Here is a 21818-nt window from a genome sequence, read left to right on the forward strand (position 1 = left end):
GCAACTCGCCCGGCTGCCTGCATCGGGAGAGACGCGAGGGCCCCGCTGACGGCATGTCAGCGGGGCCCGTGGTCACCGGGGACGGTGGGGGTCAGATGTTGGCGTCGATCTCGACGGCCTGTGCGACGCCGGCGATGGTGCCGGCGATCTTCACCGCCTCCCAGGCCTGCTCCTTGGTGACGCCCTCCTTGCGGATGACGTCATCGTGAGCGGCGGTGCAGTTCTCGCAGCCGTTGATCGTGGACACGGCCATCGACCAGAGCTCGAAGTCGGCCTTCTCCACGCCCGGGTTGGCGATGATGTTCATCCGCAGGCCCATGCGCACCTGGGTGTAGTCATCGCCCAGGAACTCCTTGGCGCGGTAGGCGACGTTGTTCATCGCCATGATCGAGGCGGCGCCGAGCGCGGCGTTGAACGCCTCATCCGACAGGTGCTGACGAGCCTCGTCCGCGATCTCGGACAGGACCGTGGCCGAGCGGGTGGCAGCGGCGGTGGCTACGAACGTCCCCCAGAGCTGCTGTTCGGACAGCTCGGTCGACCGCGCCAGCGAGCCGAGGTTCAGCTTGAGATCCTTGGCGAACTCGGGGAGTCCGGACTTCAGGTTCTCGACGCTCACTTGATGCCCTCCTGCAGCACGTCCATCTTGTTGATGTTCTTGGTGGGGTCGTTCTTCTGCCAGTTGCAGGCGCAGACCTCGGACGACTGGAGGGCGTCGAGCACGCGGAGGACCTCGTCGACGTTGCGGCCGACCGCGTCCGGGGTGACCGAGACGAACTGGATGACGTTGTCCGGGTCGACGATGAAGGTCGCGCGATCGGCGACACCGTCCGCGTTCTCCACGCCGAGAGCGCGGATGAGCTCGTGCTTGATATCCGACAGCAGCGGGAACGGCACGGTCTTGAGCTCGTCGTTGGTCGCGCGCCAGTTGAAGTGGGCGAACTCGTTGTCGATGGAGCCGCCGAGAATCTGGGTGTCGCGATCCTGGAAGTCCTCGTCGAGCTTGCCGAACGCGGCGATCTCGGTGGGGCACACGAAGGTGAAGTCCTTCGGGTAGAAGAAGATCACGCGCCACTTGCCCTCGTAGGACTGGTTGGTGATGGTCTCGAAGTAGTCCTCCGGCTGCTGGGCGTTGACCTCTTGCAGGTCACCGCCCTTGAGCGCGGTGAGTTCGAAGTCGGGGAACTGATCGCCGATGGTGAGAAGAGCCATGTGATCCTCCTGAGGATGTGCCTGTGTCGGACGGACGAGTCCGACTATGCCGGAGTATTCGTGAGAGGTAAAGCCGATGAGAGGTAGATCACTCATAGGATCGGACGAATAATCGTCGACTTTCTACTATTACTGCGCCTAAACTATTCGGCATGGCCGATCAGCGGTTCGTTCCGAGTCTCATGCAGCTGCGGGTGTTCCTCGCCGTCGCAGAGCGGCTGCACTTCCGCAGCGCCGCGGAGGAGCTCGGCATGAGCCAGCCATCGCTGTCCCAGGCTCTGGCGACCCTGGAGGACGGGCTCGGTCTCCACCTGGTCGAACGCAGCACCCGTTCGGTCCTCGTCACCGCCGCCGGCCAGCGACTCCTGCCGTATGCCCGCGCCGCCGTGACCGCGATGGACGCGGTGGCGGACGCGGCCGCAGGGAGCGATGGGCCGTTGTTCGGCACGCTGCGGATCGGGGTCATCCCCACGGTGGCTCCCTACCTGTTGCCGGGATTGCTCCCCGCGCTCGGTGAGCGGTTCCCCGACCTGCGGCCGAGGGTCGTGGAGGACCAGACCGCGAGGCTCCTGGACGGACTCCGCAGTGGCGTGATCGATCTGGCGATCATGGCCGTACCCACCGACGCGGTGGGCGTGGCCGCGACACCGCTGTACAGCGAGCCCTTCGCGCTGCTCGTTCCCGCGGATCACGAGTTCGCGGGGCGCGACGGCCTGCCGCTGGAGATCCTCGTCGACCAGCCGTTGTTGCTGCTCGACGAAGGACACTGCCTGCGAGAGCAGACTGTCGAGCTGTGCCGGCGGGTCTCCGCCCCCGTACTGGGCCGTGGGGAGTCCCGCGCGGCTTCGCTGACCACCGCGGTCCGCTGTGTGGCAGGCGGGCTGGGGGTGACGATCGTCCCCGAATCCGCCGTGGGGCCCGAGACCAGGGATCCGGGCATCGCGGTGGCGAGGTTCGCCGAGCCCGTCCCGGGTCGGACGATCGGGTTGGCTCTCCGAACCGCCACGGCGGGTGCGGAGGCCTATGCGGAGTTCGGACGGGTGGTCGCCGAGGTGGCGGCTGACCAGTTCGACGCGTCCCCGGTCTGACGAACGCTCACCTCGCGTCTGTGGTCACGCGATCGTCCACATAAGTGGACAGGTTCTCCACCGTGTCGACAGCGGCGAGGAACCTCGCCCTCAGGCCCTGGGTGCGTTCCATCCACTGCTTCTGGAACGCGACGAACTCGGCCCGACCCTCGCTGGTCTCCACCGGAATCGGCGCCAGGTCCCATGCGGAGAGGTCATAGGGGGATGAACGCATATCGACCTCGCGGGCATCGAAGGCGGCGCACAGGGAATCCAGGAGGAGCTCACCCGGCGCCCCGGCCTCCAGGGCCGCGGTGTGCGCGTAGACGTCCATTCCGGCGTGGAGGCAGGCGGGTTGCTCGAGGCGCAGTTGATCGTCCCGGGTGAGCGGTTCCCGGTTGAGGGGGGCAGCGGCCTCGGTGAAGAAGCGGAATGCGTCGAAGTGCGTGCACTGCAGCCGGGCCCCACGGACGACCTCGTCGATCCGCTCGGGGGGTAGTCGCAGTGGAACCCGGCTGTGTCGGAGGTCCTCCCGGACGGGCCGGTAGAGCATCGCCCACTCGTGCAGCCCGAAGCACCCGGTGGCACCCCGACGGGCCGCGGTGGCGGCGACGACGTCTCGTGCCCGGGTGATCCGGGCCCCGCAGCGTCGCCAGACCGAGGCGGCGTCGACGACGAGCCCGTCCCGGCCGGCCACGCTGTCCCGGCGGTAGTGGCGCCAGTCCCGCCGTTCATCCAGATGGGCGTTCTCCAGGAGGAACCCGGGACCCGGGTGCCACCGCCGGACGGTGGCGACGCTGGTGCGGTAGTAGGTGAAGAGGAAGTCGACGACCGGGTGCGCCTCGCCCCTGCGACGACGCTCGAGATGATCGGTCGTGAGGTGATCCACCCGGTCGTGATGACGTTGCTCGCGCAGCCGCCACAGTTCCTCGGGAACGACCACGGGAGCAGGTCCCCGACGGTCGTGTTTCACGAGCGCTTCTTTCGTTTCGGGCGATGGACGCGGGACTGCGCCGGGCGGCGGGGTTGCGACGGTCGGCGCGACCGCTCCGACGGCGCGGGCGCCCGGCGAACCCGGGGCAGGACGATCTCCGGGCCGAACAGTCCGTCGAGGACCTGCTCCGAGTCGGGCCGGGTGGCGTCGACGATCTCGACGGACATACCGACCGAACGCGCCTGGTCCGCGACCCTGTCCACCTCGGAGGGCCTGAGCACGGCGGCGACGACCCCGGCGCGGGCGTCACCTCGCCCGGTCCGCCCCGAACGGTGGACGAGATCGTCCATCGAGTGCGGCGGTCCGACGTGGACGACATGCCCGATGCCGTCGATGTCGAGGCCCCGTCCCGCGAGGTCGGTACTCACCAGCACCCTGACCGCACCGGACGCGAGATCGGCGAACGCGCCGGCCCGGCGGGTGGGGGACGCGGACCCCGCGACCCCTGCGGCGCTGACACCGATGTCGGCGACGGCCGCCCGCAGGGGCTCCACGGCGTCTCGCCGTGGGACGAAGAACAGGCCCCGGTTGCACCGGGCGGCCAGGCGCACCGCCAGTCCGTTGGGGTCGGGGCTGGAGAGCACCACGAGTCGACGAGGCGCCCCGGCTCCCGCGGTGTCATCCCGGGTGGTGGCCGACGACGGGACCGGGGAATGCTCCACGCGGTGGACCCGCAGGTCCGGGCAGCGCCGGGCGAGAAGCGCCTCGATGTCCTCGTCGGCGGTGGCGGTGGTCGCCACGAGCCCCGCGTCGGGGCAGTCGGAGAGGAGCGAGCCGGTCTGCTCGGCGAAGGACGGACCGAGGAGTTGATCGGCTTCGTCGAGGACCACCAGGTCGACGTCGTCCAGTGCGAGTGCTGCGGCGCGGACCAGGTCGGCGAGACGCCCGGGGGTGCCGACGGCCACGTCGACCGGGGCGATGAGTGCGCGACGGTCCCTGGTGAGGGGCTGGCCCCCGACGAAGGTGGCGACCTTCAGTCCGGCGCCCGCCCCCACCTCGGCGAGGACCTCGGCATTCTGCTCGGCGAGTTCGCGGGTGGGGGCCACGACCAGGGCTCGGGGACGGCCGGTCCGACTCGGCGATCCGGCGAGGCGGTGGGTGACCGCGACGGCGAACACGAGGGTCTTTCCCGACCCCGTGGGGGCGACGGCCAGTAGATTCCCACCGCCGACGGCATCCGCGAGCGCGGCGGCCTGGATCGGGGTCGGCGCACCCGGGACCAGGGCCGTCACCGCATGGCGGATCGGGACCGCTACTCCCAGTTGCTCGAGTAGGCGGCCCAGCTCGCCGGGCCGCGGGCCGGTCAGGCCCGCACCTCGGAACGGTCGCCGCTCCAGAGCGTGTGGAAACTGCCTTCACGATCGGTCCGCAGGTAGGTGTGCGCGCCGAAGAAGTCGCGCTGACCCTGGATGAGCGCGGCCGGCAGACGCTCGGTCCGGAGCCCGTCGTAGTAGGCGAGGGCAGCGGAGAAGCCGGGAGCGGGGATCCCGGCGGCGACCGCGGTCGTCACGACCCGGCGCCAGCTGTCGACGCAGTCCGCCAGGGCCTCCGCGAAGTACGGGGCGGCGAGGAGCGTGGGCAGATCGCCGTTCTCCGCGTACGCCTCGCGGATGCGGTCGAGGAAGGTGGCGCGGATGATGCAACCGCCCCGCCAGATGGTGGCGAGATCGCCTCGCGCGACGTCCCAACCGTGCTCCGCGTTGGCAGCGGTGATCTGATCGAAACCCTGGGCATAAGCGATGACCTTGGAGGCGTAGAGCGCCCTGCGTACGTCCTCGACGAAGTCCGGGCCGGTCTCGGCGGGGGTCGACACGGCGCCGGAGGGCAGTGCCCGGCCGGCTTCACGCTGGGGCACCGAGCTCGAGAGGGCGCGCGCGAACACGGCCTCGGCGATACCCGTCACCGGCACGCCCAGGTCGAGAGCGGACTTGACCGTCCAGCGGCCGGTGCCCTTCTGCCCCGCGCGGTCCACGATGACGTCCACCAGCGGTGCCCCGGTCTCGGCGTCCACCTGCGCGAGGACCTCGGCGGTGATCTCGATGAGATAGGAGTCGAGCTCACCCGTGTTCCACTCCCGGAACGTCTCGGCCATGGCGGCCGGTTCGATCCCGGCCACGCCGCGCAGCAGGTGGTAGGCCTCGCCGATGAGCTGCATGTCCGAGTATTCGATTCCGTTGTGCACCATCTTGACGAAGTGGCCCGAGCCGTCCTCGCCGACATGGGTGCAGCAGGGGACCCCGTCGACCTTGGCCGAGATGTCCTCGAGCATCGGGCCGACGACCTCGTAGCTGGAAGCCGGGCCGCCCGGCATGATGGAGGGGCCCTCCAGGGCCCCCTCCTCTCCACCGGAGATCCCCGCGCCGATGAACCGGATCCCGCGTGCGGCCATGGCCTTCTCGCGTCTGATGGTGTCGGTGTAGAGGGAGTTGCCACCATCGATGATGATGTCGCCCTCGTCGAAGGCGTCGGCGAGGGCGTCGATCACGGCGTCGGTGGGCGCGCCCGCCTGCACCATCACGAGGGCACGCCGGGGCGATCGGAGCGCGGCTGCGAACTCGGCGATCGACTCGGTCCGGATGAAGTCGCCCTCGGCACCGTGCTCGTCGAGCAGGGCGTCCGTCTTGCCCGCGGACCGGTTGTGTACGGCGACCGTGTAACCGCGGCGGGCGAAATTACGGGCGATGTTCGAGCCCATGACGGCGAGACCGGTCACTCCGATATCGGCGGATCCTGCGGTGTCGGAGGTGGGCGTCGCGCCTTCACGTTCAGTACTCATGGGGTTCAGCGTAGTCGACGGCCCCGGGCTGGTTGGACCTGCGGTGATGGGTGTTTCCGCGCCGGGGAGGGCTGAACGGCTCCTGTGTTTTTGCTGACAGGTCAGGCGTGCACTGAGTGCACCGATTGGGCGAACCGGCCGAAATTTCTTGGTAACGGACAGGCGTGTGTTGTAACACTTAATACCGGCCGGGTGACCTGGTTCACTGCGAGACGGGGGGTCGGATCGCGGTGGTGATCCGCTCCGCGATGGGGACGGGCCGGCCGTGCACGGGGAATCGACTAGGGGGAAAGACCAGACATGACCGGCTCAACGCTGCGCACGCAGATGGTGGGGACACGCACTGTGTTCGACGACACGGTCGAGGTGCTCGGCGGCTTCCGCGCCGGCTATCCGAAGTTCTACTCGATCGCCGATCTGGGGACACAGTCGCGTCGACGGTGGGTGCCGCTCGAGCAGGCCGTCGACAGCGGGCGGGTCGAGCTCATGTTCCGGAACCATTTCGCGGAGTCCGGTGATATCCGGTTCTCGACCTACCTGGTCGCCGAGGCCTTCACCCACGGTGTTCTCGGCAGAGCGGTGGCCAGTTTCGTCACCATCGGCCGGGTGTGGGACACCGGTGCCGAGAACATGTCGGTGAGAACCGACATCGAGGGCGGCCTCGACTGGGCGGGGGTGCGCGACACCACCCTGCGGGTGCTGCCCGAGGACCCCGTCGCGGGTTCGCCGGGAACGATGGTCCTGCCCTGCGAGCAGGCGTTGGCGCAGTGGCTCGCGTGCCGGTCGCGTTCGACGCTGACGTCGGTGTTCGAGGGGCTGGCCGAGGTGAGCAACTGCAGCGTCGAGACGTTGTGGTCGATGGCGGGCGAGTGCGTCCTGGGTGCCGCGACGATCGTCCCCACGTTCGCGGACACCAGCCAGGAGACCGGGTACCGGCGGGGACAGATGGTCCTGCAGGCGCTGCACGACTCGGGACTGGCCGTCCGCCGGCGAAGCCGACTCCCGCGCACCCCCGGCGCCGGTCCGATCCCCGTACGGGACCGGGGTTGGCGGTCGGTGCGCTGAGCGTCCACGGACGTGCCGCGGGCTCTCGTCTCCGCGGGTAACGTTCCGTCCCGGACGCCCGGACACGCCGGGCCGGGGAAAGAGGTCGGATGTCCGACGCGGCTCGCAGTGAATTCATCGACATGATCCGTGCCCATTCCGGGACCGGGTTCGGGGGCGGTGTCGGAATGGAGTACACCGAGGTGACACCCGACAAGGTGGTCGTCACGGTGACGGTGGGTCCGCACCTGCACCAGCCCTACGGGATCGTTCACGGTGGCGTGTACTGCGCGATCGCGGAGGAGGTCGCGAGTGTCGCGGGCGCGGTGTGGCTCGGCGGCGAGGGCAAGGTGGTCGGTGTCAACAACTCGACCGACTTCCTGCGGGCGGTCACGGAGGGCACGCTCACAGCGACGGGCACTCCCGTCCACCGCGGGCGCTCCCAGCAGCTCTGGCGGGTGGAGATCGAGGACGACCGGGGGCGGACCGCAGCAGTCGGACAGGTCCGGCTCGCCAACCTGCAGTAGCCGACCGGCAGAAGTCGTCGACCCGGACGACCAACGCACCGGGCGGGGATGTGGCGGGTTCTAGCGATCCCCGCCGGGTGCGTTGCCGTGTGGTCCGGTCAGTCGGCCGTCGAGGCGGCCCGCGCTGATTCCTGCGGCTCTTCCTGCGGCTCGACCCGGGACTGCTCGGAGGACCGGAGCGCAGCGGCCTCGTCAGCGGCCACCCGCTCGATGGCCTGGCGCGCGTAGACCCATTGCTTGGTGGAGGTCAGCTGCGACCGCTGGTCGCCACCCATGTGCATCCCCCAGGAGAACATGGTGGTGATCCGGTTCTTGAAACCGATCAGGTACGCGAGGTGCACGACCAGCCACATGACCCAGGCGATGAAGCCCGAGATCTCGACCGGGCCCATCTTCACGACCGCGCTGTAGCGCGACACCGTGGCCATGGAGCCCTTGTCGAAGTACTTGAAGGGCTTCCGCTCGGCCGGCGTCCGTCCCTTCTCCACCTCGGCGACGATCTGCTTGGCCGCGTACTTGCCGCCCTGGATGGCGACCTGAGCGACGCCGGGTAGACCGTCGAGACTCATCATGTCGCCCACGACGAAGATCTCGGGGTGGCCGGGCAGGGAGAGATCCTTGTTGACCAGCACGCGTCCGGCCCGGTCGATCTCCGCATCCGTCTGATCCGCGAGCTGTTTGCCGAGGGGGCTCGCCTGGACGCCGGCGGACCAGATCTTGCACGAGGCGTCGATCCGGCGGACCGAGCCGTCCGGGTCCTTGACCTCGATGCCCTGGTAGTCGACGTTCGTCACCATCGCGTTGAGCTGGATCTCGACGCCCATCTTCTCCAGACGGGCGCGGGCCGCGTTGCCGAGGTTGTTGCCGAAGGGCGGCAGCACCGCCGGGGCGGCATCGAGGAGGATGACCCGCGCGGAGGCCGGATCGATGCGACGGAAGCTGTCTTTCAGAGTGTGCTGGGCCAGCTCTGCGACCTGCCCCGCCATCTCGACGCCGGTGGGTCCGGCACCGACGATGATGAAGGTCAGCAGTCGGCGGCGCTCCTCCTCGTCGTCGATGACCTCGGCCTGTTCGAAGCAGCCGAGGATGCGGCTGCGCAGCTCGAGCGCGTCGTCGACGGTCTTCATCCCCGGCGCCCACCGCTCGAAGTGGTCGTTGCCGAAGTAGGACTGGTTCGCGCCGGCGGCGACGATCAGGCTGTCGTACTCCAGATCGAAGTCGATGTGGCCGGCCGAGGCGTGGATCTTCTTCCCCGCCACGTCGATCTTGTCGACGTCGCCGAGGACGACGGTGGCGTTCTTCTGGTCGCGGAGGATAAGCCGAGTCGGCGGGGCGATCTCGCCCACGGAGAGGATGCCTGTGGCCACCTGGTACAGGAGCGGCTGGAACAGGTGGTGGCCGGTCCTGGCCACCAGGGTCACGTCGACGTCCGCCTTGGCGAGTTGCTGGGCGGCGAACAGCCCGCCGAAGCCGGAGCCGATGATGGCGACGCGGTGCCGGCGGCCGGCCGGTGCGGTGGCTGTGACCTGGTCGGTTGCGGGCTCGGTCATGGCGGCTCCTGATGAGGCTGATCTCGGATGGGGGGCTCGGTGGCCTCGTCGGTCTGGGGCCCGCGCGGGATGACGCCGGGCACGAGTTCCCAGGATAGTGCTCCGCCTGACCCCGTGCACAGGTAGGCGGTCCACACGCGGGTGCGTGGCCCCCCGCCGCGCCTGACCGGGCGGACGCGCGGGCGACGGTACCGTCCACGTGACGTGAGCCCGACAGGGAGGGACAGGGTGGTCAGAGTCGAACCGCAGACCGTCGACCTCGAGCGCTGGCCCGCGCTCGCCCCGCCATCCGGATCGGGGGGACAGCCGGCGGTGCTCATCGCGCAGGCCCTTCGGCGATCGGCGCGCGAGCTCGGGATCCGGATCGATTATCCCGACTCCTCGGCGGCCGGCGAGTACGACGCCCCGGTTCGCGTGGTCCTGCGCGAACCGGAGGCCTTCTGGGCCCGACTGGCGGACGCCGGCGTGCTCGGGCTCGGTGAGTCGTTCATGGCGGGCGACTGGGCGACGCCGGACCTCTGCGCTGCCATCGCGGTGCTGGCCCCGTGGATCGCGGGCAACGCCGACTGCGCGCACCCGGGTGAGCGCGCGTACGGCCGTGACGGACGCGGCCCGGTCGGCGGGGGCAGGCGCCGCGGAGGGGGCGTCGGGGTGGAGCTGGAGGACTCGGTCCCGGGCGCGCTGACCTCCCTGTACACGGACGAGACGATGTCGACTTCGGCGGCGGTGTTCGCGTCCGGCGCGCGGACCCGTGCGCGTCTGGACGACGGCACCGATGTCGTCCACCTGGAGGCGCCCGCGGCGCCCCCGCGACGCACCGATCTCGGCGATGCCCAGCGTCGGTCGGCGGACACCCTGTTGACCCTCGCCGGGGTCGGGGAGGGGACCCGCGCACTGGTGGCCACACCGGGATGGGGCGAGCTACCGATGCGGGCTGCCGAGCGTGGGGCCCACGTGCGAACGATGACGTCGTCGACGGAGAGACTGTCGGCCCTCGGGTCGCGGTTCGCCGCCGCAGGTCTGGATGACGAGATCTCCCTCTTCCTCGGTGCGCCGTCGGAGGTCTCTGGTGCCGTCGACTCGGTCGTCGCGGTGGACCCTGGTGTCACGGCCGGTCCGGCCGGGCACGCCGCGGTGATCGCCGTCGCCGACAGGCTTCTCGGGCCGAACGGCCGAGTGGCCGTCCAGACGACGGTGTCACCGGGGCGGCCCACCCCCGCCGTCGTGGAGCTGGCCGCGTGGGGATCCCGGTACGTGTCCGAGGCCGGGCCCCCCGTGGCGTGGACGGAGCTGGTCGAGATGGTCGACCGCGCGCCCCGGCTGGCTCTCCGGGGACGGGTGGAGCTGACCGCTCATCACGCGGAGACCGTCCGCCTGTGGTCGGAGACGTTCGCCCACCGCGGCCGCGACGCCGCCGCGCTGGGCTTCGACGCGGTCTACCGGCGGATGTGGTCGTTCCATCTCGCGGCGGCGGAGGCGGGCCTCCGGAGTGGGTGGATCGAGTCGGTTCAGGTACTCGCGTCAGCGGGTGAGGCGGTCGGGCGACGCGACCAGGGGCCCACGACATAGGGTTCGTCCCATGGGCAACATCCTCACCCCGATCGCCGTGTGGTTCGGCCGACAGGACGCCACCCGGGAGAACTCCCATCTGGTCGTCACGGTGGACCGGTGGCTCGACCGGGTCACCCGGGGTCGGGTCCCGCTCCTCCGGGTGGCGGGCCTGCCGACGCTCACCCTGCACGTGGCGGGTCGCAGGAGCGGCGCGCTGCGCAGCACACCGCTCCTGTGCGCCTCCTGGGGGAACGGACTGGTCATCGTCGGGTCGAACTGGGGCGGGCAGAAGACCCCGGCGTGGGTCCACAATCTGCGGGCCGCCGGGGAAGGCGAGGTCGCTGTCTCGGTCTACGGGGCGCGCCTGGTCGTGGACGTGCAGGAACTGGCCGGTGACGAACGGGCCTCGGCATGGTCCGCGGCCGCTCGGGTGTGGCCGAACTACGAGATCTACGCCCGCCGCACCACTCGCGAACTGCCCGTCTTCCACCTCACGCCCCGCTTGTAGCCGGCGAGCGCGCCGCGTCGCGGCAGCGCGTCACCGGGCGGCCCGGCCTCAGCGTCGGGCGACCATGTTCATCGCGGTGGCGGTGAGGACCGGGTCCCCGTCCTGATTGATCAGGGTGACGTCGGTCGTGAGGACACCGCGGTCCGGCTTGGTCCGCGAGGGACGCACCCCGGTGGTCTCGCACACCAGGGTGAGGCGATCGCCCGGCCGCAGCGGGCGCACCCACCTCAACTCGTCGATGCCGGGGGAGGCCAGGCTCGCCACGCTCGTGAGGTAATTGTCGGCGAACAGACGCATCATCAGCGCGGCCGTCTGCCAGCCGCTGGCGATGAGCCCGCCGAACGGTCCGGAGGCCGCTGCCTCGGGATCGGTGTGGATGCTTTGCGGGTCGTACCGGCGGGCGAAGTCCATGATCTCCTCGGCGTCGACCGTCTCCTCGCCGAACCGGTATCGCGCGCCCTCGGTGTAGTCCTCGAGGTACCTGTCGTCGATCGGGGCCGTGAACTCGTCGAACGTCTCGTCCTGCATCGTCTCTCCCAGCGCTGGTGTGTACGCTTCTCAGTTAATCACCACTCACCGACTGGAGGACGGAGATGGCGTACTTCGAGCGCCTCGGACCGGGTCGCTTCCGCCCGACCGGACACGTGAGCGGAGCCTGGGATGAGTCGACCCAGCACATCGGCCCGGCGCTCGGTCTGTTGGTCCACGCCGTGGAGCTCGATCTGGCGGCTCGCCGGGACGATCCCATGGTGGTGTCCCGCCTGTCCTACGAGCTGCTGGGCGTGGTGCCGATGGACGTAGTCGACGTGCGGGTGGAGGTCATCCGACCGGGGCGCACGATCGAGCTGGTGGAGGTCACCTACGGGCACGGGGATCGGGCCGGGATCCGCCTGCGGGCATGGTTGCAGCAGCCCCGCGACACCCGCGCGATCGCCGGCGACGGATTCGATCCGATCCCGCCACCCGACCAGATGGAGCCGTGGGACCCCACCACCATCTGGCGCGGGGGATACCTCGCCTCGGCCGAGGTGCGCCGGATCAGCGACGGCCCCGGCCGGTCGCGGTACTGGGTCCGCACCGGGATCCCGCTTCTCGCCGGCGAGGAGATCGGTGGCCTGGCGCGGATGGCCGGACTGTTCGACATCGCCAACGGTATGGCGATCCGGGCCGATCCCACCGACGTCCACTTCCCCAACATCGATCTCACCGCGCACCTGGTCCGCCCGCCGGCAGGGGAGTGGCTCGGGTTCGACACGCGAGTCACCTTCGGGCCCGGTGGGTTGGGACTGACGTCGAGCGTGATCCACGACGAGGCCGGGCCGGTGGGGACCGTCGCCCAGTCGCTCACCGTCAGACCCTGAGTTGCCGGAGGTAGCACCGCATCCCGGAACCGCTGTCGGGGTCGAGGTCGGAAAAGCCGTGGCGTTCGTAGAACCGCCGGACGTCCACGTCGTCGGCGTCGACGTTGATGAGCAACTCCTCGGAGCCGCGGGAGCGGACCTCGCCGACGGCGCGGGCCAGCAGCGCCGATCCGACGCCGCCCCCGCGGAGGTCCTGACGGACATAGAGCTCCTCGAGCTGCGCGAGCGGCCCGTCCCAGAGCGGCGTCGGGCGCAGGGTGAGGAACGCGAACCCGATGTCCGCACCGGCGTCGGAGTCGACCCGGGCGATGAGCGCGAGGACGTCCTCGCGGGCCAGCAGGTGCTCGAACCGCGCGGCGGCGCCGGGGCCGTCCGGGGTGCGCGCGTCGAACTCGGTGTTGAAGTCGTGGAGCAGCTGGCCTAGTGAACCCGCGTCCGCAGGGGTGGCCACGCGGATCTCCGACGGCTCGGCGCGCCGAGCCGGGGCCTCGGCCTCGGGCGCCGGGTTCCCCTCGACGACCCTCCTGAGGCGCTCGAGGTCCTCGGCCACGGCGGCGGCGTCCTGCTCGAACCCGTCGTCGTCGCCGTCGGTTCCGCGCAGGGTGAACACCACCTCGCTCCCGTGCGGGTGGGGCAGGACCCGCAGTGGATTGAGGGTGACCGTCCCGTCGGGGAGAGTGACCTCGTGGTCCAGGACGCCGAAGCCGTTGGTAGGGGCGAACCGGACGCGGACCACTCCCATGGGGGAGTCGACGACGAGGGTGTCGCCGTCGGATCGCACCTCACCCGCCGCGAGCCCGGCCGCCCACGAGGGCAGGTGGGCCGGGTCGGCGGCGAGGGCGTAGACCTCATCGGGGGAGCGGCGGATGACCACGCCCAGGTGCCGGGTGCGCATGAGACAAGTATCCGCCGCGCCCGCCGTCCGCACCAGAGGCGGCGGGTCGGGGATCCGCGCCGGGTCAGGGGGTGGCGGGCTCGTCGTAGCTGCCCTGGCCGGCGATGCCGGTGACCGTCGTCAGGAGGAAGACGGAGTCGGCGAGCGCGGTGACGGCGTGGCGGTGGTGGGTGAGCGTGTGCAGTTCGCCCGCCGCGATGTCCGTGGACCCGTCGCCGGTGACGCGGACGGCGCCCTGCAGGAGATAGAGGCTCGCGGCCGGGGGGGAGTTGTGCTCCTCGAGTTCGGTGCCCTCCGTCAGCGCGAGGAGGGACTGCCGCAGTGGCCCCTCGCGGACGAGGATCTCGGCGTGGCGACCGTGCGCGGATTCCTTCGCGCGGGTGAGGATGCGGTCGGCCGTCTCGGTCACATGGTTCATGGTGGAACTCACTGCCTCTCGGGTCACGCTGCCTCTCGGTTTGAGCTGCCTCTCGAGTCGCGTTGGTTCGCACCCTACGCCAGGACGGCGACCACCGCGCAGAGCACGACGGTGGCGGACACGACGGCGGCGGCCAGGGTGCGGGTGGCGGCGCGGGGGAGTCGGGTGTGGCCGGCCATGACCACGCCGACGGCCAGGGCGACGCGCGGGGGCGAGACGATGATCGCGAACGACCCGGCGACGTTCTGCCCGGCGAGCGTCACGAGGCTGTCGGCTCCCAGCCCGGCCGCGGCGCCGGAGGTGGCGGCGGAGAACATCGCCGCCGCACCGGTGTTGGTGCCGGTGAGATAGCCGCCGAGTGCCCCGATGGCCGGGATGCCGGCCAGTGACGCCTCTCCGAACCCCGCGGCGAGATCGGCGAGGTGGGCGGCCATCCCGGCGGTGGCCATGACGATGCCGATGGCCATGAACACGATGGCGTTGCCCGCAATGGGGACCCATGTCGCCACCGCTGTCCGGACGAGGCGCTTCACGGGCGGGCCCGGTGTGGTGTAGACGCGGAGTGCGACGAGTGCCGCGATGGTCACCCAGAGGGCGGGGGAGGCGAGCCATCCCGCCGCGGCGGGGGAGCCGGACGGGGCGAGTACGGCCGTGGCGCCGAGGATCCCCGCGAGCAGGACCGCGAAAGGGACGAGCGCGCGCTCGAGCTCGGCGGTGACCGCGGGGAGCACGCCGTACCGGATGCGCGCGACCCCCAGCAGGAGGGCGATCACGGTGGCCGAGGCGAGGATGCCGGACGGTGGGACGCCGACCGCGGCGTTGGACGCGACGAGAGCGGCCCACTGGGTCACGACGACGGCGGCGCCGAGCGCCACGTGGCGTGCCGAAGGCCGGGTGGTGACGACGATGAGGACGGTCGTCATGCTCACGACGAGGACCGGCAGGGTCAGAAGGGCCGACCAGTAACCGAGTTCCGCGACGTCCTGACCGCCGAGTTCCGCGGCCACGAGGGTGCCGGGGCCGAGGGAGCCCCACGGGACAAGGACCAACCCGAGCAGTCCCGTCACGACGGCCTTCACCGGCGACAGTCCCATCCGCACGAGGAGAGGGGCGGTGATCACCACGCCGAGCCCGAAACCGGTGACCGACTCCATGAGCGGTGTGAGGCCGAAGACCAGCAGCAGGATCGCGGGCACCCGGTCGCCACCGGAGCCGACCCGTTCGAGCCATCCGGCGATGTGGTCCCTGCTCCCGGTCGCCGACAGGGCCGTGGCCAAGAGGACGCCGCCGAGGAGGATGAGTGCGACCTCGAGGACCGTCGGCCCGAGCTGCGCCAGGGAGGTGAAGACCTCGTCGTCGTCGGGTCGGAAGACGGTGAGTGCACCGACGAGCGCGGCCACGAGGCCGGCGCCTCCCGCGAGCAGAGAGGGGGATCGGAGCGCCAACAGTGCCAGGACCACCACGACCGGCGCGACGGCGGCGCCGGTCTGCTCGAGAGCGCTCACTGCACCGAACCTACCGAGGGTCCCGGGCCAGCGGTTGCGACAGCACCGGGGGCCGAGGACCCTCGTCACACGACTGCGGGCGCAACCGCGGGCGGGCGGGACCTCGATGCGATCCGTGACCGACCGGACCGAGCCACCGCCGGAGAGGAGCACCGTGCACGCCACCGAAGTCGCCGACCGGGTCCATCGCCTGGCGCATGCCCACGTCAACTGCTATCTCATCGACGATGAGGACGGGGTGACCCTCGTCGATGCCGGCCTGCCGAGCATGTGGGACCTCATGACCGACACCCTCGCTCGGCTGGGCCGTGGTCCCGCAGACGTACGGGCGGTCGTGCTGACCCACGGGCACTTCGACCACGTCGGCTTCGCACGGCGCGCCCGGGTCGAGCTGGAGGTGCCGGTTCTGATCCACCCCGCCGACGGGCACTTGGCCGCGCACCCCTACAGCTATGAACCCCAGCGCAACCGCTTCCTGTACCCGTTCACCCATCCCCGGTCGCTACCGGTGCTCGGGAGGATGGCCATGGCCGGCGCCCTCACCATCAAGGGGATCGAGGACACCGGGGAGCTGCCGGTGGGATCCGCTCTGGACGTCCCGGGCCGACCCGTGGCGATGTTCGCCCCCGGCCACACCGGAGGGCACTGCATCCTGCACCTTCCCGACCGGGACACGGTCCTCAGCGGGGACGCCCTGGTGACCCTGGACCCGTACACCGGCGCCACGGGGCCGCAGATCGTCGCCTCGGCGGCCACGGCCGACACCGCCCGCGCGATGGAGTCGCTGGCGCCGATCGCCGCCACCGGGGCCTCCACCGTCCTGCCCGGCCACGGCGAGCCCTGGACCCACGGTGTCGACGCCGCGGTCGGACACGCCCGCGCAGTCGGCGAACACTGAACCGCGCTGCGGGCCGCCGGACCAGGGGATAAGCGCTCGGGGGATAAGCGCTCGGCCGCGGTCGCTAGTGGCTGCGCAGGCCGCGATAGGACGTGAGCGTGGGCCTGATGGCGCGGTCCACGAGTGCCCCGGTGACCGCCGCGAACACCGCCTTGTGGCCGACGTCCACGGCGAGCTCACCGCGGGGCCAGGCTGCCGGCGGCGCGCCCACCCCGGTGGCGTTCTCGACGGTCTGGTCGACACTGAGGCGGACCGCGGTGTGCCAGGCGCTCGCGGATACGCCCCGGATGCCGGTGGCAGCCCAGACGCCCCGTAGTGCGCCGAGCGACGCCGCGGTGCCGAAGTGCATCAGGTGGTTCCACACCATGGGCTTGTGGCCGTCGTCGGGGGACCGTCCGAGCACAGTGAGCAGGGCGCGGGCAGGCACATAGGAGTCCGGTCGGCGGGTGACCAGCTGCTCTGCCTTCTCGGTGACGATCATTGCCGCGCCGCCCGCGAGCCCGGCGGCGGCACCCTTGCCTGCGGCGCGGAGCAGTACGGCTCGTCTGTTCGCTGGAGTCACGACATCCTCCTCGGTCTGCGGGGTGCGTCTGCGGGGTGGTGGCACCACGGTAGACCCGAGGAGAGGACGCGTCCATCGACGCGCCCCGGCGACGTGCGGCCCGACCGCGCCGGGAGTTCCGCAGCGGACGAAGGCCCGGGATCCGAGGCGTACGTTGGACGGGGACGGAGGCCCCGACGAGGAAAGGTCCGATACATGTCAGAGGACACCAGAACACCCGAACGCATCGTCGCCGACCTGATCGAGAAGTCCCCGATATGCATGATCACCACCGTCGGGGCAGACGGTCGGCTGATGGCGCGGCCCATGACCCGCCAGAACTCCGACTTCGACGGATCGATTCGGTTGCTCGCACCCCGTCACGGCGACCTCCCGTCGGAGATCGAGGCGAACCCGCAGGTCAACGTCTCAGTTCAGTCCTCGGACGGGTTCGTCTCCGTCGCAGGAAGAGCGGTCGTGGACGACGACCGTGACGCGGTGGCCGAGCACTGGAATGCCGCCGTCGGGGCATGGTTTCCCGAGGGGCCGGAGTCCGCCACCTCGGTACTGATCCGTGCCGACACCGCCGAGTACTGGGACTCCAGCGGCTCGCGGATCGCGCACATCGCCTCGTTCGTCAGCGCAGCGGTGTCCCGTGACGAACGCACTCCCGACATGGGAACCAGCGGCACCGTCGAACTCTGAGCTCCAGCCGTTCGGAGCGGCGGAGGTCAGGGGAGAGCTGACGGCACGCGAAGCCGCGGCTTCAACTGATCCGGAGAGGGTTCGTCGCCCCGCTGGACGGTGGCGATGAGTGCGTCGGCGTGGGAGATCAATCCGGTCGTATCGATCCCGTGAGGCGCGGGGCCGCTGCCGTGGCCGATACGTTCGGCGGCACGGGCGAGCAAGGACAACGCACCCCTGGTGTTGCCGCGCTGGATATGGGTGATGCCGACCGCCAGCTGGGCCAGGCCCTGCCAGAGCAGGCGCTCGGCGTCGGGACAGCTCTTCCAGGCTCCCTCGAGAACTTCGTGGGCATTGAACGCGAGGCCGCGGTCCAACAGATCCTGCGCCCATTCCAGCGACCGGGCCGGGGGCAGATTGAGATCCTCGGGGATGCGCTCGACACCCACGCTGCCGATCGGCAACGGGCGGCCGAGTTCATCGCGAGGGCGTGAGTTGCGCGCGCGGCCGTCCTCGTCGCGATCGCGGTCCATGCCGGGTGAGGTGCGCATGTCGCCATCGTCCCATCCGTCGTCGTCAGCCTGCCACCTCGGACCCGGGCGCCGGGACCCGATCGTGACACGTGGCGGGCGACCTTTCCTCCGAGCCCTCCGTAGGCTTGTCCGATGACGCTGCATCATGTTCGACGCGGGCAGGGTAGCCCTCTACTTCTCGTGCACGGACTCGGCGCGGGGTGGCGATCGTGGGAGCCCATCATCGACGATCTGGCGGGGCGTCGCGAGGTCATCGCGGTCGACCTACCGGGTTTCGGCGAGTCCCCACCGCTGGACGGCGAGGTGTCCATAGCGACGTTGGCCGACGCGGTCGAGCGGTTCATCGAGGAGGCGGGTCTGGAGGGGGTGTCCACGGCCGGACAGTCGATGGGTGGACGGATCGTGCTCGAGTTGGCCCGGCGCGGCGTCGGTGGTGACACCGTGGCGTTGGACCCCGGCGGATTCTGGAGTGATCGCGAGCTGGCGGTGTTCAGCGCCACCCTGCGGCCGTCGATCGCCCTGGTCAGCGCCTTGCGGGGAGCGTTGCCGCGCCTCCTGGGCAATCCGGTGGGTCGGACCGCCCTGCTGGCGCAACTCTCTGCGCGGCCATGGGCGCTGTCGGCACAAACGGTGCTGCCCGACGTTGCCGGGCTGGCCGACGCACCGGCGACGGGCCCGGCGATGGACGCGCTCACGAAAGGCCCCCCGCAGCAGGGTGCTCCCGCGGGCACGGTCCCGGGACGGGTCACCATCGGGTGGGGGCGTCGCGATCTCGTGACACTCCCGGCCCAGGCCCGGCGAGCCGCCCGCGCGTTCCCCGACGCGACACTGCACTGGTTCGATCGGTGCGGCCACTTCCCCCAATGGGACGCGCCCCGGGAAGCGAGTTGGCTCATCCTGGACCGGACCAGCTGACCCGGCACATGCCGCCATCGTGGCGTAGTGACCACCATGGGCGGTTGCGCCCGCACGATGCTCTGCCACCATGGGTTGATGATCCGTCACGCGCGCGACCGGGGGAGACCGCCATCAACGTGGTGGAGTAGCCCGCCGCGAGGCGAGGGCGGAGAAGCCTGGGAGACGGACAGCCGGGCCGAACGATGAAACACCTCGCGTCCGCCGCTGCACTGAGTTCCGCTGCACTGAGTTCGGTGCTGAGAATGCGCAGTACGTTCCGCCGAGGGATGTGGACGACCGAACTGCGGATGAACGTGGGCCCGGAGACGGTGTGGTCAGTCATCACCGACGTGCAGACCTGGCCGCGATGGGGGCCCACCGTCTCGGACGCCCGGGTCGACGGTGACTCCGGCTTGACGGTCGGCGCGCGAGGGACGGTCACGACCGTGGCGGGGCTGTCCCTGCCCTTCGAGATCACCGATTTCGTGGAACGGCGGTCATGGGCGTGGAAGGTGGCCGGGGTGCGCGCAACGCGGCACGAGGTGATCGAGGTGCCGGGTGGCTGTGTCCTCAGCTTCGGTGCTCCGGTCTGGGCGGCGGGATACCTGCCGGTGCTTGCCATCGCGCTGCCGCGCATCGAACGGATCTCAGTCGAACGAGCTCGCCTGGAGGAGTCGGCGCGGGAGGGGGCGTGGATCGAGAAGCAGGACGGTCGCATGTGACCACCGCCTCGGCGGGGACAGGCTCGCGAGCATCTTAATGGGAAAGTGCGTTATCCGATTCCTCGGGGATCATGAGCTGCCGAACTCGTCGTTGCGCAGTGCCCGTCGTAGCTCGCGGAGTATCTGTCTGCGTTGTGTAGCTATTTGCCGTGGCCGTTGAGGCTATTGAGGATTTCTTCAGTGGCCGCGTCCGGCGGGAGGGCGACCATCATTTGATCGCCTTGGAGCTCGCCTTGCACTCGCACAGCGGAGACAATCTCATCGCCGACCTTCATCACGAGTCGAGTTTGGTCTCCAGACTGCGAAGCCTCGACCGTCATTGTGCGAGCCACGGCTGCTCCGTCGCTGTCGAATGTCACGTTGATCATGTCGGACGCTCCGGAAGGCGGTGCGCCGCTGGCGGAGTCGACGCCTGCGCGCTCGAACGCGGTGGGGACGACGAGGATGTGTTCGTCATTGATGGGGATGCACTGTGGGTCTGAACCGGGGGCGCATGTCTGGGAGATAGCTAGCTCTAACGCCCCGGAAGTCGCGCTCATCGCTTCGTCCGCGGTCGGTGGTGCAAATGTTGGTTGCTCCTCGCCCGTGCCGTCGGATGAACAGGCGGTTAGCGCCGCTAGGAGCGTGATGGCGAGGGCGAGCTTCTTCATGTGGCGATCCGAGGCATCCTTCTGCTGGTGCGGTACTACTTACGGAGGCTGGCCCCTCCTTGGGCACACCCTACTCATGTGGAGGGTCGAGAGGTGCCGTATACGGCGTTCGCGATCGCCCTCGGTGATTTGGGCCATCAGGGCTGTTGGTGCTTCAGGGTGGTGTAGTCCGACATGGCCGTTCCGGATAGCGCTGCGTGGTGGGAGATAACGGGTCGGGTGTACCCGAGGAGATCGATAAGGCTGCGGGCGTCGACTTCTTGGCATAAGTCGCGGAAGGTAGCATTTCGGGCCCTTTGGGCGTCGATGCCGAGGAGTCTGAGTCGCCTGTACAGCGTCGCCGGATGGAGGTGCTTACCTGCGATCCGGCCGGGGAAGAGCCACGGAGTATCAGAATTGGTGGTGTTCTGGTTCCCGGGGTTACGGAGTTGCTGCCAGAACAACTCGGTGAGTGCTTCGGGAATGATTGCGGGGTAACTGCCGAGGAGGATTCGCATTCCTTCGGGGCTGGCAATGATGCGTTCTCGTCGGAGAGAGACAATTTTGTTCAGCGGCTGGGCCCAGAGCAGGAGGATGAGGCCGACCACACGAGTAGCCGGGATTACGGTGGTGTCCTCTATACAGTTTCGGACAAGTTGGATCCGTTCTTCCTGCGTGATCATGGGCATTGAATGGGGTGTGCGAAAAGGTACATCTAATGTTCCGTGTTGGTGCCCTTTTTGTCCACTGAGCCATCTGACGAAGTTCCGAATATGTTCGCGGGTGCTGGGCCCGCCACTGAGGTATTCGTCGACGTGGTGCTGGCGTAGCTCAGTTCCTGGCACGTGGTGGTTTTCGTTCAGCCAGAGGAGAAATTTTCCGGCCTCGGTGATGTTCTGTTTCGCCGCCTGGGTGACGGCTACTAGGTCAGAGTCTGGGTCTGCCGCCTGATCGCGGATCCGCCTGAGGTGCTGCCAGGTTGCGTATCGCTCGATCAGTTGGCTGGTGCCGTCGTCGGGTAATTCGGCTATTCGATTGGTAAGCCATTTTTCGAATCGTACGAGCGTCTCGTCTCCGCGGGCGGGCATCATGCGGTGGTGGATGAGCAGGGCGCGGAGATGTTCGACGGATCTAGAGCTAGGTAAGTTGTCGAAGGCCTCGTTGGTCAGTGCAAGCTCGCGGTCACCGATCGCTTCTAGGAGAGTTCTGGCTTTGGTGCCGCGGCGCATGTATATGTAGATGCTCTGGGGTCGTTCGCTGCTGGTCAACAGGGTGACGAGTCTGTGCAGACGGAGGTCGTTGCCCGGCTTAAGGACGGATTCGAGCTCATCCTGCAGGGCGCAACGGATGCAAAGCCCAGCGCGGAATCGAGGAGCCTCCCGATGGCAGCGCGTGCAGGTCAGGGCGGTGGTAATGCCGGCGCAGCCACGGCATATAGGCTGCCGTTCAGGGGAGCGGCCGGGGAGCATGCGGTGCTCACCGCAGCTTGAGCAGGTGCCGTACGTGTGT

The 21818-nt window shown here is 69.6% G+C and carries 24 protein-coding genes; 10 read left to right on the forward strand and 14 right to left on the reverse strand.

Annotated elements, in window-relative coordinates:
• Nucleotides 1-91: 91 nt before the first annotated feature.
• Nucleotides 92-616 carry an alkylhydroperoxidase, AhpD family gene (ahpD, locus tag AC3DE3_RS00345; protein WP_488368612.1) on the reverse strand — a complete coding sequence of 175 codons (525 nt, stop codon included), beginning with the start codon at nucleotides 614-616 and terminating at the stop codon, nucleotides 92-94.
• Nucleotides 613-1209 carry a peroxiredoxin gene (locus AC3DE3_RS00350; protein ID WP_260487446.1) on the reverse strand — a complete coding sequence of 199 codons (597 nt, stop codon included), beginning with the start codon at nucleotides 1207-1209 and terminating at the stop codon, nucleotides 613-615. Before AC3DE3_RS00350 ends, ahpD begins: the two co-directional genes overlap by 4 nt.
• 152 nt (nucleotides 1210-1361) lie before the next feature.
• On the opposite strand from AC3DE3_RS00350, the gene AC3DE3_RS00355 reads away from it, so the two are divergent.
• The gene (locus AC3DE3_RS00355) at nucleotides 1362-2297 is read left to right on the forward strand and encodes a hydrogen peroxide-inducible genes activator (RefSeq protein ID WP_260487447.1); all 936 of its coding nucleotides are present in this window, start codon (nucleotides 1362-1364) and stop codon (nucleotides 2295-2297) included.
• A 7-nt stretch (nucleotides 2298-2304) separates the two neighbouring features.
• Here AC3DE3_RS00355 and AC3DE3_RS00360 read toward each other — a convergent pair whose 3' ends face one another.
• The 3 genes from AC3DE3_RS00360 to gndA all read right to left on the reverse strand — a co-directional run bounded on the left by AC3DE3_RS00360 (nucleotide 2305) and on the right by gndA (nucleotide 6046).
• Nucleotides 2305-3249, reverse strand: a complete 945-nt coding sequence (locus AC3DE3_RS00360) for a hypothetical protein (protein WP_488368613.1) — start codon at nucleotides 3247-3249, stop codon at nucleotides 2305-2307.
• Nucleotides 3246-4502 carry a DEAD/DEAH box helicase gene (locus tag AC3DE3_RS00365; RefSeq protein ID WP_260487449.1) on the reverse strand — a complete coding sequence of 419 codons (1257 nt, stop codon included), beginning with the start codon at nucleotides 4500-4502 and terminating at the stop codon, nucleotides 3246-3248. The genes AC3DE3_RS00360 and AC3DE3_RS00365 overlap by 4 nt, the downstream gene beginning before the upstream one ends.
• A gap of 71 nt (nucleotides 4503-4573) precedes the next feature.
• Complete coding sequence (gndA, locus tag AC3DE3_RS00370) at nucleotides 4574-6046, reverse strand: NADP-dependent phosphogluconate dehydrogenase (RefSeq protein WP_488368614.1); 1473 nt, start codon at nucleotides 6044-6046, stop codon at nucleotides 4574-4576.
• A gap of 300 nt (nucleotides 6047-6346) precedes the next feature.
• On the opposite strand from gndA, the gene AC3DE3_RS00375 reads away from it, so the two are divergent.
• Nucleotides 6347-7111, forward strand: coding sequence for a hypothetical protein (locus tag AC3DE3_RS00375; protein ID WP_260487451.1), 765 nt, complete (start codon nucleotides 6347-6349; stop codon nucleotides 7109-7111).
• 89 nt (nucleotides 7112-7200) lie between these two features.
• Nucleotides 7201-7617 carry a PaaI family thioesterase gene (locus AC3DE3_RS00380; RefSeq protein WP_260487452.1) on the forward strand — a complete coding sequence of 139 codons (417 nt, stop codon included), beginning with the start codon at nucleotides 7201-7203 and terminating at the stop codon, nucleotides 7615-7617.
• 98 nt (nucleotides 7618-7715) lie between these two features.
• Here the strand turns inward: AC3DE3_RS00380 and AC3DE3_RS00385 are convergent, their stop codons facing one another.
• The gene (locus AC3DE3_RS00385; RefSeq protein ID WP_488368615.1) at nucleotides 7716-9167 is read right to left on the reverse strand and encodes an NAD(P)/FAD-dependent oxidoreductase; all 1452 of its coding nucleotides are present in this window, start codon (nucleotides 9165-9167) and stop codon (nucleotides 7716-7718) included.
• A gap of 228 nt (nucleotides 9168-9395) precedes the next feature.
• On the opposite strand from AC3DE3_RS00385, the gene AC3DE3_RS00390 reads away from it, so the two are divergent.
• On the forward strand, nucleotides 9396-10736 hold the full coding sequence (locus tag AC3DE3_RS00390; protein ID WP_260487454.1) for a class I SAM-dependent methyltransferase: 1341 nt from the start codon (nucleotides 9396-9398) through the stop codon (nucleotides 10734-10736).
• Between the two features lie 10 nt (nucleotides 10737-10746).
• A complete protein-coding gene (locus tag AC3DE3_RS00395) occupies nucleotides 10747-11226 on the forward strand; it encodes a nitroreductase family deazaflavin-dependent oxidoreductase (protein WP_260487455.1) in 480 nt (159 codons plus the stop codon).
• A gap of 48 nt (nucleotides 11227-11274) precedes the next feature.
• Here the strand turns inward: AC3DE3_RS00395 and AC3DE3_RS00400 are convergent, their stop codons facing one another.
• Complete coding sequence (locus AC3DE3_RS00400; RefSeq protein ID WP_260487456.1) at nucleotides 11275-11754, reverse strand: MaoC family dehydratase; 480 nt, start codon at nucleotides 11752-11754, stop codon at nucleotides 11275-11277.
• 65 nt (nucleotides 11755-11819) lie between these two features.
• On the opposite strand from AC3DE3_RS00400, the gene AC3DE3_RS00405 reads away from it, so the two are divergent.
• The gene (locus AC3DE3_RS00405) at nucleotides 11820-12587 is read left to right on the forward strand and encodes a thioesterase family protein (RefSeq protein WP_260487457.1); all 768 of its coding nucleotides are present in this window, start codon (nucleotides 11820-11822) and stop codon (nucleotides 12585-12587) included.
• Here the strand turns inward: AC3DE3_RS00405 and AC3DE3_RS00410 are convergent.
• From AC3DE3_RS00410 to AC3DE3_RS00420, 3 genes are all read right to left on the reverse strand, one after another.
• The gene (locus AC3DE3_RS00410) at nucleotides 12577-13044 is read right to left on the reverse strand and encodes a GNAT family N-acetyltransferase (RefSeq protein WP_260489113.1); all 468 of its coding nucleotides are present in this window, start codon (nucleotides 13042-13044) and stop codon (nucleotides 12577-12579) included. The two genes, AC3DE3_RS00405 and AC3DE3_RS00410, sit on opposite strands and share 11 nt — an antisense overlap.
• A gap of 502 nt (nucleotides 13045-13546) precedes the next feature.
• Entirely contained in the window at nucleotides 13547-13900 is a 354-nt protein-coding gene (locus AC3DE3_RS00415; protein ID WP_260487458.1) for a cupin domain-containing protein, read from the reverse strand.
• 74 nt (nucleotides 13901-13974) lie between these two features.
• On the reverse strand, nucleotides 13975-15405 hold the full coding sequence (locus AC3DE3_RS00420) for an L-lactate permease (protein ID WP_488368616.1): 1431 nt from the start codon (nucleotides 15403-15405) through the stop codon (nucleotides 13975-13977).
• 154 nt (nucleotides 15406-15559) lie between these two features.
• Here AC3DE3_RS00420 and AC3DE3_RS00425 point away from each other — a divergent pair, with 154 nt between their 5' ends.
• Nucleotides 15560-16303 carry an MBL fold metallo-hydrolase gene (locus AC3DE3_RS00425; RefSeq protein WP_260487460.1) on the forward strand — a complete coding sequence of 248 codons (744 nt, stop codon included), beginning with the start codon at nucleotides 15560-15562 and terminating at the stop codon, nucleotides 16301-16303.
• Nucleotides 16304-16367: 64 nt separating this feature from the next.
• Here AC3DE3_RS00425 and AC3DE3_RS00430 read toward each other — a convergent pair whose 3' ends face one another.
• On the reverse strand, nucleotides 16368-16865 hold the full coding sequence (locus AC3DE3_RS00430) for a hypothetical protein (RefSeq protein ID WP_488368617.1): 498 nt from the start codon (nucleotides 16863-16865) through the stop codon (nucleotides 16368-16370).
• 195 nt (nucleotides 16866-17060) lie between these two features.
• Here AC3DE3_RS00430 and AC3DE3_RS00435 point away from each other — a divergent pair, with 195 nt between their 5' ends.
• Nucleotides 17061-17549, forward strand: coding sequence for a pyridoxamine 5'-phosphate oxidase family protein (locus AC3DE3_RS00435; RefSeq protein ID WP_260487463.1), 489 nt, complete (start codon nucleotides 17061-17063; stop codon nucleotides 17547-17549).
• A 26-nt stretch (nucleotides 17550-17575) separates the two neighbouring features.
• Here the strand turns inward: AC3DE3_RS00435 and AC3DE3_RS00440 are convergent, their stop codons facing one another.
• Nucleotides 17576-18079, reverse strand: coding sequence for a DUF309 domain-containing protein (locus AC3DE3_RS00440; protein WP_488368618.1), 504 nt, complete (start codon nucleotides 18077-18079; stop codon nucleotides 17576-17578).
• Between the two features lie 114 nt (nucleotides 18080-18193).
• On the opposite strand from AC3DE3_RS00440, the gene AC3DE3_RS00445 reads away from it, so the two are divergent.
• Nucleotides 18194-18976: an alpha/beta fold hydrolase gene (locus tag AC3DE3_RS00445; protein ID WP_488368619.1), complete on the forward strand. Its 783-nt coding sequence runs from the start codon at nucleotides 18194-18196 to the stop codon at nucleotides 18974-18976.
• Nucleotides 18977-19221: 245 nt separating this feature from the next.
• Complete coding sequence (locus tag AC3DE3_RS00450) at nucleotides 19222-19680, forward strand: SRPBCC family protein (RefSeq protein WP_260487467.1); 459 nt, start codon at nucleotides 19222-19224, stop codon at nucleotides 19678-19680.
• A gap of 140 nt (nucleotides 19681-19820) precedes the next feature.
• Here the strand turns inward: AC3DE3_RS00450 and AC3DE3_RS00455 are convergent, their stop codons facing one another.
• Entirely contained in the window at nucleotides 19821-20330 is a 510-nt protein-coding gene (locus tag AC3DE3_RS00455) for a hypothetical protein (RefSeq protein WP_260487468.1), read from the reverse strand.
• Nucleotides 20331-20467: 137 nt separating this feature from the next.
• The gene (locus AC3DE3_RS00460) at nucleotides 20468-21577 is read right to left on the reverse strand and encodes a hypothetical protein (protein ID WP_488368620.1); all 1110 of its coding nucleotides are present in this window, start codon (nucleotides 21575-21577) and stop codon (nucleotides 20468-20470) included.
• Nucleotides 21578-21818 lie beyond the last annotated feature (241 nt).

Source organism: Dietzia sp. IBK-p2-16D (genome assembly GCF_057773085.1).

What these genes read in the sequence shown, in the direction of transcription:
- AC3DE3_RS00395 (WP_260487455.1), top strand. Translation starts at nt 10,747, where the DNA reads ATGGGCAACATCCTCACCCCGATCGCCGTGTGGTTCGGCCGACAGGAC.
- AC3DE3_RS00445 (WP_488368619.1), top strand. Translation starts at nt 18,194, where the DNA reads ATGACGCTGCATCATGTTCGACGCGGGCAGGGTAGCCCTCTACTTCTC.
- AC3DE3_RS00415 (WP_260487458.1), bottom strand. Translation starts at nt 13,900, where the DNA reads ATGAACCATGTGACCGAGACGGCCGACCGCATCCTCACCCGCGCGAAG.
- AC3DE3_RS00405 (WP_260487457.1), top strand. Translation starts at nt 11,820, where the DNA reads ATGGCGTACTTCGAGCGCCTCGGACCGGGTCGCTTCCGCCCGACCGGA.
- AC3DE3_RS00450 (WP_260487467.1), top strand. Translation starts at nt 19,222, where the DNA reads ATGCGCAGTACGTTCCGCCGAGGGATGTGGACGACCGAACTGCGGATG.
- AC3DE3_RS00440 (WP_488368618.1), bottom strand. Translation starts at nt 18,079, where the DNA reads ATGCGCACCTCACCCGGCATGGACCGCGATCGCGACGAGGACGGCCGC.
- AC3DE3_RS00455 (WP_260487468.1), bottom strand. Translation starts at nt 20,330, where the DNA reads ATGAAGAAGCTCGCCCTCGCCATCACGCTCCTAGCGGCGCTAACCGCC.
- gndA (WP_488368614.1), bottom strand. Translation starts at nt 6,046, where the DNA reads ATGAGTACTGAACGTGAAGGCGCGACGCCCACCTCCGACACCGCAGGA.
- AC3DE3_RS00375 (WP_260487451.1), top strand. Translation starts at nt 6,347, where the DNA reads ATGACCGGCTCAACGCTGCGCACGCAGATGGTGGGGACACGCACTGTG.
- AC3DE3_RS00385 (WP_488368615.1), bottom strand. Translation starts at nt 9,167, where the DNA reads ATGACCGAGCCCGCAACCGACCAGGTCACAGCCACCGCACCGGCCGGC.
- AC3DE3_RS00350 (WP_260487446.1), bottom strand. Translation starts at nt 1,209, where the DNA reads ATGGCTCTTCTCACCATCGGCGATCAGTTCCCCGACTTCGAACTCACC.
- AC3DE3_RS00380 (WP_260487452.1), top strand. Translation starts at nt 7,201, where the DNA reads ATGTCCGACGCGGCTCGCAGTGAATTCATCGACATGATCCGTGCCCAT.
- AC3DE3_RS00400 (WP_260487456.1), bottom strand. Translation starts at nt 11,754, where the DNA reads ATGCAGGACGAGACGTTCGACGAGTTCACGGCCCCGATCGACGACAGG.
- AC3DE3_RS00435 (WP_260487463.1), top strand. Translation starts at nt 17,061, where the DNA reads ATGTCAGAGGACACCAGAACACCCGAACGCATCGTCGCCGACCTGATC.
- AC3DE3_RS00355 (WP_260487447.1), top strand. Translation starts at nt 1,362, where the DNA reads ATGGCCGATCAGCGGTTCGTTCCGAGTCTCATGCAGCTGCGGGTGTTC.